General features: G+C 65.2%; 8 protein-coding genes. 2 read left to right on the top strand and 6 right to left on the bottom strand.

Annotated elements, in window-relative coordinates; translation table 11 throughout:
• Positions 1 to 763 precede the first annotated feature (763 nt).
• Genes V5B39_RS20340 through cbiB form a run of 3 tightly spaced genes read right to left on the bottom strand, consistent with a single transcriptional unit; the run spans position 764 to position 3,621 of the window.
• Positions 764 to 1,660, bottom strand: coding sequence for a cobalamin-binding protein (locus V5B39_RS20340; RefSeq protein ID WP_332344661.1), 897 nt, complete (start codon positions 1,658 to 1,660; stop codon positions 764 to 766).
• A 1-nt stretch (position 1,661) separates the two neighbouring features.
• Positions 1,662 to 2,663 (bottom strand): threonine-phosphate decarboxylase CobD, encoded by a 1,002-nt coding sequence (cobD, locus tag V5B39_RS20345; protein ID WP_332344662.1) that lies wholly within the window; start codon positions 2,661 to 2,663, stop codon positions 1,662 to 1,664.
• Positions 2,656 to 3,621, bottom strand: coding sequence for an adenosylcobinamide-phosphate synthase CbiB (gene cbiB / locus V5B39_RS20350; RefSeq protein ID WP_434735736.1), 966 nt, complete (start codon positions 3,619 to 3,621; stop codon positions 2,656 to 2,658). Before cbiB ends, cobD begins: the two co-directional genes overlap by 8 nt.
• A gap of 34 nt (positions 3,622 to 3,655) precedes the next feature.
• Here cbiB and V5B39_RS20355 point away from each other — a divergent pair, with 34 nt between their 5' ends.
• Positions 3,656 to 5,128, top strand: a complete 1,473-nt coding sequence (locus V5B39_RS20355) for a cobyric acid synthase (protein WP_332344663.1) — start codon at positions 3,656 to 3,658, stop codon at positions 5,126 to 5,128.
• Between the two features lie 51 nt (positions 5,129 to 5,179).
• On the opposite strand, the gene V5B39_RS20360 is transcribed toward V5B39_RS20355, so the two are convergent.
• Positions 5,180 to 5,644 carry a universal stress protein gene (locus V5B39_RS20360; protein WP_332344664.1) on the bottom strand — a complete coding sequence of 155 codons (465 nt, stop codon included), beginning with the start codon at positions 5,642 to 5,644 and terminating at the stop codon, positions 5,180 to 5,182.
• Between the two features lie 79 nt (positions 5,645 to 5,723).
• Positions 5,724 to 6,269 carry a bifunctional adenosylcobinamide kinase/adenosylcobinamide-phosphate guanylyltransferase gene (gene cobU / locus V5B39_RS20365; protein WP_332344665.1) on the bottom strand — a complete coding sequence of 182 codons (546 nt, stop codon included), beginning with the start codon at positions 6,267 to 6,269 and terminating at the stop codon, positions 5,724 to 5,726.
• A 65-nt stretch (positions 6,270 to 6,334) separates the two neighbouring features.
• Between cobU and cobT the strand changes: the two genes are divergently transcribed.
• Positions 6,335 to 7,363, top strand: coding sequence for a nicotinate-nucleotide--dimethylbenzimidazole phosphoribosyltransferase (gene cobT, locus V5B39_RS20370; protein WP_332344666.1), 1,029 nt, complete (start codon positions 6,335 to 6,337; stop codon positions 7,361 to 7,363).
• Positions 7,364 to 7,422: 59 nt separating this feature from the next.
• Here the strand turns inward: cobT and V5B39_RS20375 are convergent.
• Positions 7,423 to 10,089, bottom strand: a 2,667-nt coding sequence (locus V5B39_RS20375) for an Ig-like domain-containing protein (protein WP_332344667.1), incomplete at its 5' end; no start/stop codon positions are given.

The raw sequence follows: 10,089 nt of genomic DNA on the forward strand, positions 1-10,089 counted from the left end.
GGCGTCAACATGCCCTCGCCAGTGCGCTTCCAGTTCTCCTGCCTTGTCCATCTCGTCCTCCTGTCGAAAACCTGGAGGTTGCTCCACCTCTCGGCGGTTTTACAGGTGGATCGGCTGCACGCTTACGCTCAAGGAGGCCGGGAAGTTCTTGGAGAGCGAAACCGAAGTCCTGATACAGCACGCCAAGAGAACCGCCGAACAAGCGGGGCATCCCTACCGGTATCTTGAATCCGCGCACATGCACGCCAGCAGTCAATCGAAGGCAGCCATGGCCTGGGCTATTGCCGAGCAGGACGGGATCACCGAAGGCCTGGTCGGCCTCTTCTCGGTGCTCGAACCTGGTGTCTCGTTGGCCGTCGCCGGCAATCGCAAGACACCACGTCTGGAGGTCGTCCGGCGGAAGCGCCGATGCCTGCCCCTATACGGGTCTCCGATCGACCCGGTGTTTGGCTGGAAGCACGTGCGCATCCAGACCTGGGCACCGTACTCGACCCAGATTGACGTCAATGGCCGGGAGGGGAGGTGTTGGCAACTCCAGCAAGACGGTATCGCCTTCGAGCGCAGCAACAATCAGATGGTCTGGGTTTCCGATTTCGACGCCACGGCCCAACTCGCAGAGAAGTTCAAGCACACCGAATGGCCAAGCTTTCTGATTCGCCGCAACTCCCGAATCTCCCCTCCCAGTTGCAGGGACGACAATGGTCACCGATGCCAACGCGTCGCTCATTCAGGCAAATGCACGGGCCGCCCCGCCGTGCCCGGCTCACTTCGCGGGCCGGCGGCTGCGTGCGCTTTCGAGGTGCTGGCAGAGACGCTCGGCGCCTTCGAGCAGGCGTGGCGTGTGGCGCTGGATCAGGTCGGGCGGGACGAAGAAGAGGTTGCCGCGTGCGACGGCGGTGATCGAGGTCCAGCGCTTCCAGTCGTCGAGCCACTCGGGCCGTGCTTCGTCCATGCCGCTGGCGACGATTACCTCGGGGTTGGCAGCGATGACCGCTTCGACAGTGACCGTCGCCGCCATCGTTTCCAGCTTCCCAAAAACGTTTTCGCCGCCGCAGAGATGGATGACATCGGAGATGATCTGCCGGTGACCGACGGTCATCAGTGGCTGTTTCCAGATCTGGTAGAAAGTGCGTACCGGCGGCAGGCTGCCGTAACGCTTCTGCAGACCGGCGAGGCGCTGGCGAAAACTCTCGGCAGCGCGATCGGCGACCGCACTGCTGCCGGCCAGCACACCGAGGCGCTCGATCTCGCCGGCGACATCGGCAAGGCGATTGGGCTGCGACAGATAGATCGGAATCGCGAGGCCGCGCAGTCGGTCGAGGTGCGCCGCGGCATTGCCACTCTGCCAGGCAATGATCAGGTCCGGCCGCAGCGCGGCGACGCGTTCAAGGTCGATCCGCGAGTAGCCACCCACCCTCGCGATCTTGCCCGCCGCCGCCGGATACTCGCTGTAGTCGACGGTACCGACGATGCGCTCGCCGGCACCGGCGGCAAACAGCGTTTCGGTCAGGTGTGGCGCCAGGCTGACGATGCGTTTCGCTGGCTGCGCCAGGCGCACCGTGCTTCCACTGTCGTCGACGACGCTGATTGCGGCCTGAACGAGTGGGCAGAACGTCAGCAGCCAGACAGCAAGTAGTGGCAGCCAGCGTGCGCCGGGCATGTCAAGGGCTCCAGTTGGCAAGGGCTCTGCCGAGCCGCTGCCATTCGGCCTCGCCGCCAGGCAGGCCAAAGCGGAGCAGGCCATGTGCCGGAAAATGCCGGACCAGGATTGCCTGCCGGGCCAGGTGTTCGAAGAGTGCCGAGGCATGCGCTGTCGTGACGGTCACGAACAGTGCGCAGTGGCTCACCTCGCCAAACGGCGCCAGCAAGGTCGCCAACCGTGGCGAGGCCAGAGTCAGATCGCGCCGCGCCTGCGCCTGCCAGGCGCCATCGGCGAGCGCCTGCCGGGCAACGGCGCGCGCCGGACCCGACAAGGGCCAGGGACCCAACACCTCGCGTAGTCGTTCGAGTTTGTCGGGCGCGCCGAAGACAAAACCGACCCGGGCACCGGCGAGACCAAAGAATTTTCCCAGCGAGCGCAGGACGATCAGATTCGGTGCTGTCGGGCCACCGGCGAAAGTGGTCACACAATTCTCAGGGTCGGGGTCGCCAAACGCCTCGTCGACGATCAGCCAGCCACCACGTCGCAACAGATGCGCGGCGGCGGCGAGCACTTCTGCGGCGGGCAGCATTCGACCGGTCGGATTGTTGGGATTGCAGAGCACGACGATCGGCGTCGCTGCTGCGAGCGCACGTGCCAGGGAGAGATTCTGCAGGCGGCGCAACTTGTGGCCGGCGCGTTCCCAGGCCTGCAGGTGCTCTTCGTAGATCGGTGTCAGACACGCGACGGCGACCGGCGGAAACAGGGCCGGCAGCCACTGGATCGCCGCCTGTGACCCCGGCAGCGCCAGCAAGCGATCGTTGCCGTAGTAGGCCGCCGCTGCTGCCGCGAGGCCATCGTCGTCTTCGGGCAGGCGATGCCAGCAGGCCGGGTCGATCGCCGGCAGCGGATACGCGCCAGGGTTGATGCCGGTCGACAGATCGAGCCAGTCGGCCAGCTCACATTGGCAGAAAGGCGCGTACTGCCGGGCGGCGGCACGCAGGCGACCGCCGTGCTCAAGCACGCAGCAGCCCCCAGGCAAGCAGCACTGCCAGCCACAACAACAGGCTGCGGCGCACCAGAGTCAGCGCGCGGGCAATGTCTTCGCTGCCGGCTGGCCGTCCTTCGCCAAGGCATGGCCGCTCTTCCCACCGACCATGGTAGACCGCTGCGCCACCGAGCGCGAGACCCAGACTGCCAGCGCCAGCGGCCATCACCGGGCCAGCATTAGGGCTTTTCCAGCGCGGCGCCTGTTCTCGCCAACAACGCAGAGCCACGCGCGTGCGCCCGCACATGGCGTAGGACAAAGCGGTCAGACGCGCGGGTACGAGGTTCAGCAGGTCGTCGATGCGCGCAGCCGCGCAGCCGAATTCGTTGAAGCGCTGATTGCGGTATCCCCACATCGCGTCGAGCGTGTTCGCCAGCCGGAAGAGAAGGGCACCCGCTCCGCCCAGCAGCGCGAACCAGAACAGCGCACCGAAAATGGCGTCGTTGCCGTTCTCCAGCGTCGATTCGATGCAGGCAGATGCGACACCGCTGCTGTCGAGCTCTTCGGTCTGACGCGAAACCATCCAGCCGACGTGCCGGCGTGCCGCGCCAAGATCACCCTCCGCCAGGTCATCGGCGACTCGCCGGGCATGCTCACCCAGGCTGCATCCGCCGAGCGCCAGATAGAGCAGGACGGCGTCGATCAGCGAGCGAAGCAGACCGGGCGGCATCGCCAGCAGGAACAGCAGGGTGATCGCAACGCCTGGCAGAACCAGCAGCCCCCAGGCCAGCAGACCGCGCAGGCGGCGCCACTCGCCGGTATTCAGGGCACGTTCGCAGGCACTCGCCAGCGCCCCGAAACCGACCAGCGGATGCCAGCGCCGCGGCTCGCCGAACAGCCGGTCGAGCCCTGCAGCGGCGGTCGCCGCCAGGGGCAGCCATAGCGACGTGGGCATTTCGGCAGCAAGCAGGGGTAGGGAAAGAACGGTTGGCATGCGACAATCGCGGCGACGAAATCCGGATTTTACGATGAACAAGCCCCTTACCCCCAGCCTGATGGTCCAGGGCTGCACTTCCGACGCCGGCAAGAGCGTGCTGGTGACCGCGTTGTGCCGCATCCTGCATCGCCGTGGCGTTCGCGTCGCGCCCTTCAAACCGCAAAATATGGCGCTCAATTCGGCGGTCACCGTCGATGCCGGCGAGATCGGTCGCGCGCAGGCGCTGCAGGCACTCGCGGCCGGCCTGCCGGCGCACTCCGACTTCAATCCGGTGCTGCTTAAGCCGGCAACCGACAAGCGCGCACAGGTGATCATCCACGGCAAGGCGTTGCTCGACCTCGACGCGCGCGACTACCACGCCTACAAGCCGCGCGCCATGCAGGCGGTACTCGAATCGTGGCAGCGCCTCTGCGCACAGTACGAGTGCCTGCTCGTCGAAGGCGCCGGCAGCCCGGCCGAAATCAATCTGCGTGACCGGGACATCGCCAACATGGGTTTTGCCGAAGCCGTCGATTGCCCGGTGATCCTGATTGCCGACATCGATCGCGGTGGCGTTTTCGCGCATCTGTGCGGTACCCTCGACCTGCTCTCGCCGTCCGAGCAGGCGCGCGTCAAGGGCTTCGTGATCAATCGCTTTCGTGGCGACATCGGCCTGCTCGAAAGCGGCCTGCGCTGGCTCGAAGGGCGAACCGGCAAGCCGGTTCTCGGCGTGCTGCCGTATCTGCACGGCCTCTATCTCGATGCCGAGGATGCCGTGCCGCGCACCGCGGAGAAAAAAGCGGCGAGCGGCCTACGGGTCGTCGCGCCGGCGTATCCGCGCATCTCCAATCACAACGACCTCGACCCGCTGCGTTTTCATCCGGAAGTCGATTTTTGCTTCGTCGGGCCCAATGCGACACCGCCGCCCTGTGACCTGATCGTGCTGCCCGGTTCAAAGGCGGTACAGGCCGACCTCACCTGGCTGCGTGCGCAGGGCTGGGACGGGTTCATTCGTCGCCACCTGCGCTACGGCGGCAAACTGATCGGCATCTGCGGCGGCCTGCAGATGCTCGGCCGCGAACTGCACGATCCGCAGGGGCTTGAAGGCCCGGCCGGCAGCCTGCCGGGACTCGGATGGCTGGACTATGAAACGCGCCTGGCTGCCGAAAAAACCCTGGAGAATGTCTGTGGTGAACTGCTGCTTCCCGGAGCCGCTGCGGTCGCCGGTTACCGCATCCACATGGGCGTCACCAGCGGCGCGGCACTGGCTCGACCGGCGGCGCTCCTCGCCGGCCAGCCCGATGGCGCACGATCGGACGATGGACAGATTCTCGCGACCTACTGTCACGGCCTGTTCGATTCTCCGCCAGCCTTATCGGCCTTGCTGACCTGGGCCGGATACCGACCGACCCAGGACTTCGACCCACGTCAGCGTCGCGAACAGGACATCGACCGCCTCGCCGACGCCGTCGAACAACATCTGGATCTACGCCGCCTGGCCGAGTGGCTGCCCATGCCGGACTGACCGGAACCGGAAACCCGCAGGCCGGGTCGCGGGGACGCCATTTGCCCGCGGCTACTCGTCGCTCTCTTCGCCGCGCACCAGCAGCAACGAGGTATGCCCCTTGCGCACCAGGCGGTCAGCGACACTGCCGACGAAGAAGCGCTCGATGCCGCGCCGCCCATGCGTACCAACGACCACCAGATCAGCCTGCCATTCGCTCGCCGCGTCAATGAGCATGTCCGAAACATGCTTCTGTTCGGACTCGACGAGTCTGATCTCCGCCTCGACCCCGGCCGCCCGTGCTTCGTTGGCAAGCCGGCCGAGAAACCCTTGCGCACCCAGACGCATGCGCGCCTCGGTCTTGCCGACGCTGTTTGGCAGCATCATCGCCATTTCCCGTTGCGCGAGAATCGTTTCGTCGATTGCGTGGCAGATCGCCAGCCGTGCGCCGCTGGCCTTGGCAAGTTCGATCGCTGCCTGCATGACCTGGCTGGTCATGAAGCTCTCATCAACGGCTACCATGATTCGCTTGTACATCTCTTTGCTCCTCATTCGGGAAAATTGTCAGACAGGATCAACATTAACACTGATCCACCGCCAGCCAAGCCACTGCCGGCTACTTGAGGGTTAGCGGCAAACCCGCCGCCACCAGCGTCACCCGTTCGCACACCGCCGCCACCCGCTGGTTCAGCCGCCCCTGCTCGTCGGCAAACAATCGCGACAGCGGCGTCATCGGCACGATGCCGCAACCAACCTCGTTGGAGACCAGGATGACCCGCCCCGGCAGTTCCGGCAGCCGGTCGACCAGCGCTTGCGTCGCGCCGGTGAGGCGCTGGCAATGCACCGCTTCGCCAGTTTCCGCCTGGTTTGCCGCTTCGCCGGCAAACAGCAGATTCGACAACCACAGCGTCAGGCAATCGACGAGCAGACAGACCTCGGGCGCCGCGTGTCGATGCAGGGCAGCGGCCAGTTCAAGCGGTTCGACGACCAGACCCCATTCGGGACAGCGCCGCGCCCGATGACCTTCGATACGCCGCGACATTTCGGCATCGAGTGCCAACGCCGTTGCCACGTAGATGACACGCAATCCGCTTTCGCTGGCCCGGCGTTCGGCCAGGACGCTCTTGCCCGAACGGGCACCGCCGATGATCAGTTCTCGCATGCTGCGAAGCTTAGCACGATCAAGGATGCGTATAATCGGCGCCTTTCTTGTGATCTGACCAGCGCATGCATTTCTCCATCCCACCCACCGCCGTCGTCCCTGGGCTACAGGCCCGCATCGACGGCAAGACCAAACCGCCCGGCTCACTGGGCCGGCTCGAACGTCTGGCGCTGCAGATCGGGCAAATACAGCAGTCCCTGACACCGAGTCTCGACCATCCTTACCTGCTGGTCTTCGCTGGCGACCACGGCGCGGCATGCGCCGGCATTTCGGCGTTCCCGCAGGAAGTGACCTGGCAGATGGTCGAAAACTTTCTCGCCGGCGGCGCAGCGATCAATGTCTTCGCCCGTCACAACGGCCTGCAACTGCAGGTCATCGACGCCGGCGTCGCGCATGACTTCGGTGTGCGCGACGGTCTGGTCGACGCCAAGATCGCTTTCGGAACCGGCAATTATCTCGAACAGCCGGCGATGAGCAGGAGCGAATGCGATGCCGCACTGGCCCGTGGCGCGGCCATCGTCGGTGCACTGGCCGACCGGGGCTGCCGGGTGGTCGGTTTCGGCGAGATGGGGATCGGCAATACCGCTGCCGCTTCGCTGCTGACGCATTCTCTGACCGGCACGCCGCTGGTCGATTGCGTCGGGCGGGGTACCGGCCTCGATGATTCCGGGCTCGCCCGCAAACAGGCGCTGCTGGCGCAGGCGGTGCAGCGTGCTGCGCTGCCCCCCGGCACCGACGCGCTGCGCGTACTCGCCGAGTTCGGAGGGTTTGAAATCGCGATGATAAGCGGCGCGATGCTCGCCGCAGCCGAGCGCCGCCTGCTGCTGCTGATCGACGGATTCATCGTCACGTCAGCGCTGCTGGTTGCCGCCGCCATCGCACCGAATATTCGCGACTATTGTGTCTATTGCCACCGCTCGGCAGAGCCCGGCCATCTTGCACAACTACGCGCCCTGAACGCCGAACCGCTGCTCGACCTCGGCCTGCGCCTCGGCGAGGGCACCGGCGCTGCACTGGCCTGGCCGCTGGTACGCGCTGCCGCCGCGTTCCTCAACGAAATGGCCAGTTTCGCGGCAGCCGGCGTCAGCCACTGAGCAGCTCCGAGCAGCAGTCCGGGACCTGAACAGCCATTCGGCAGGGTCCTCCGCGGGATTCAGACAAACTCGATACCGGACTCGTACAGCCCCACGAGATTGATGTTGACTGCGTTCTGCGTGGTATCGGCAGCCAGCACACCCAGCCCGGACGGTGTGAGCACGCCGTCATCGAGCAGGCTGGTGAAGTACGCCAGGGCATCTGGCGGGGGTGCACTGCCAATGACATTGGTGTAAAGGAGACTGACCACCGCCTGGTGACCGGCCGCGGCACCTAGCCGGACGTCGAGCGCCAGTTGCATCAGGCTTTGGTAGGACATGCCACCGTCGAGCAAACCAAGCGCAATGCCGACATAGGTACGATTGTGGACCGTCTCGGCACCGAACACCGCGCCCAGAACCTTGGCGGTCGTGCCGGCATGGCCGTCGATGTCGATTGCCAGATTGTGATCGGCAAAATGAAGGCGTTCGACATCGTAAAGAAGGTCACGACCCTCGCTGCCGGAAGTGTCCTGTACCGACCACCCGGCACCCGGCACGTCCAGGACATAACGGCTGGCAGGGCCACCATAGAGGATGGTGTCGATGCCGTCACCGCCGCCCAGGGTATCGTTGCCTGCGCCACCGGTCAGCGTGTCGTTGCCGCCAAGACCATAGATCAGGTCGTTGTCCGCACCGCCGACCAGCTTGTCGCCGCCGGAGCTACCGGTCACGTTCGCGACGCGCGGGAAGGCGTTGATACTGTAGGCGCCCGTGCCGACATCGAAATCGGAGACGGCGAGGTACACCATGCCGCTGGTCTGGGCAGTAAACGTGATTTCGGCATTGAGGGAGCCCAGGCTGTCGTCGTCGTAGGCGATGGCGGTGCCGCCCGCGTCGAACAGCACCAGATAGGGGTCGGTCAGACCGGTGCTCCGCAGGTCTACCGAATACTGCACGCCGGCTATCGTGGACAGCGCGAACATGTCGATGTCGCTGGGAACACCAATGCTGCCGGTGAGCACGGCGCCACCGCTCACCAGGCGACCGCTGGTGGTCGTCGAGCCCAGGAAGTCGTCGACCGGGACCGTGGCGGAAATGCTGTAAGCGCCGGTCGCCTCGGCATAGTCGTAGGCTGCCAGGTAGTGGGTTCCCGAGCTGGAGGGGGTGTAGTAGACCCGCGAATCCAGCGGCAACGGACCTCCGTCGTCGTCGTAGGTGATCAGGTTCACCTCGGGCTGCATGCCGTAGAGCACCAGGAAAGGGTCCACCGCACTGCTGAGCGGGCTGATCATGTCGAAGAGGTAGGTGACACCAGCGCTCAGGTCCACCTTGAACAGGTCACCGTCGTTGCTGCTGTCGATGCGGGCGTTGAGGGCCAGACCATTGACCGTAATCATTCCCGTGGTGTTCAAGCTCAATGGATAGTCGTCGGTCGACGACACGGCGGCGGTGGTGAAGTTCCACGAACTCGTGTCGAGAAGGCCGGCATAGGGATTGCCCGAGGCATCGCGGAAGGCGTTGGCGTCGATGTTGACGTAGAAGCGGGTGCCTGCGGGCAGGTCCTCGCCCGGATTGAGGGTGACACGGTTGCCCGCGATACGCACCGCCGCGCTGTCGTTGGCATGGATCTCGCGCACCAGGCTGCCGTTGCTGTTGTAGATCCGGAGGCTGCCGCTACCGGCCAGCACCGTTTCGCTGAAGTCCAGCACGAGATCGGCACTGACGCTGACGGCCTGCGTATCGTCTGCCGGTGTCCGGTTGACCAGGGTGGGCGCCACCGAATCTGCGGTCGTGGCCCGCAAGGTGTAGCCGCCGGTGCCGATGTCGTAGTCGACAACGGCCAGGTAGTACGAACCGGTGGTCAACGCAGTGTAGCTGATGCGCGCGTTGCCGGAGCCGCCGCTGTCGTCGTCGGAGGCCACCTGCGTGATGGTCGGACTGAACAGCGCAAGGAAGGGGTCGGTCAGTCCGCCGGTTTTGCGCTGCAGGTCGAAGGTGTAGTTGACACCGGCCAGCAACTCGACCCGGAACAGATCCTGGTCGTTAGGCACTTCGATCGTCCCCGATGCGCTGGCGCCATTGACGACGACCAGCCCAGGGGTGTCGGTGCTGTAGGGATAGTCGTCGGTCACTGTAGCGGCGCTGGTACTGAAGTTCCAGGCGCTGGTCGTCAGTATGCCGCCATGGGGATTGCCGGCCAGGTCGCGGAATGCGCCTGCATCGACGGTGATCGTGTAGCTGGCACCAGCAAGCAGATCGGCCGCTGGATTGATCGTCACCGTACTGCCGTCAATCGTGACCTGGCTGGCGTCGGTCACCGCGATCGTGCGTAGCTGTCCAAGTGCATCGCGGATGTTGAGGTTGCCACTGCCGGTGCGAACGCTTTCGTTGAAGACGATCACCAGGTTGGCATGGCGCGCGACGTTGCCGCTGTCATCGGCCGGGGTCAGCGCCACGATCTGCGGGGCAGTGCTGTCGGTGCTGCCGGTGTTGAAGTTCCAGGAGGTCGCGCCGCTGATGCCGGCGAAGGGATTGTCTGCGAGGTCGGTCACTGCGCCGGCCGACAGGGTGATGTAGTAAGCGCGGTTGGCCAGCAGATCGCTGGCAGGGTCGACGATCACGGTACTGCCATTGATGCGCACCTGCGCCGTATCACCGGCGCTGATGCTGCGCGCCAGGCTGCCGTCGCTGTTGTAGATGCTGATCGTACCGTTGCCGGCCTTGATGGCCTCGTTGAAGCTGAG

Source organism: Accumulibacter sp. (assembly GCF_036625275.1).
GTDB lineage: Bacteria > Pseudomonadota > Gammaproteobacteria > Burkholderiales > Rhodocyclaceae > Accumulibacter.

Bases quoted from the DNA above. Each gene is read 5' to 3' on its own strand.
- cbiB (WP_434735736.1), bottom strand. From the start codon at position 3,621: ATGCCAACCGTTCTTTCCCTACCCCTGCTTGCTGCCGAAATGCCCACG.
- cobT (WP_332344666.1), top strand. From the start codon at position 6,335: ATGCATTTCTCCATCCCACCCACCGCCGTCGTCCCTGGGCTACAGGCC.
- V5B39_RS20340 (WP_332344661.1), bottom strand. From the start codon at position 1,660: ATGCCCGGCGCACGCTGGCTGCCACTACTTGCTGTCTGGCTGCTGACG.
- V5B39_RS20360 (WP_332344664.1), bottom strand. From the start codon at position 5,644: ATGTACAAGCGAATCATGGTAGCCGTTGATGAGAGCTTCATGACCAGC.
- V5B39_RS20355 (WP_332344663.1), top strand. From the start codon at position 3,656: ATGAACAAGCCCCTTACCCCCAGCCTGATGGTCCAGGGCTGCACTTCC.
- cobU (WP_332344665.1), bottom strand. From the start codon at position 6,269: ATGCGAGAACTGATCATCGGCGGTGCCCGTTCGGGCAAGAGCGTCCTG.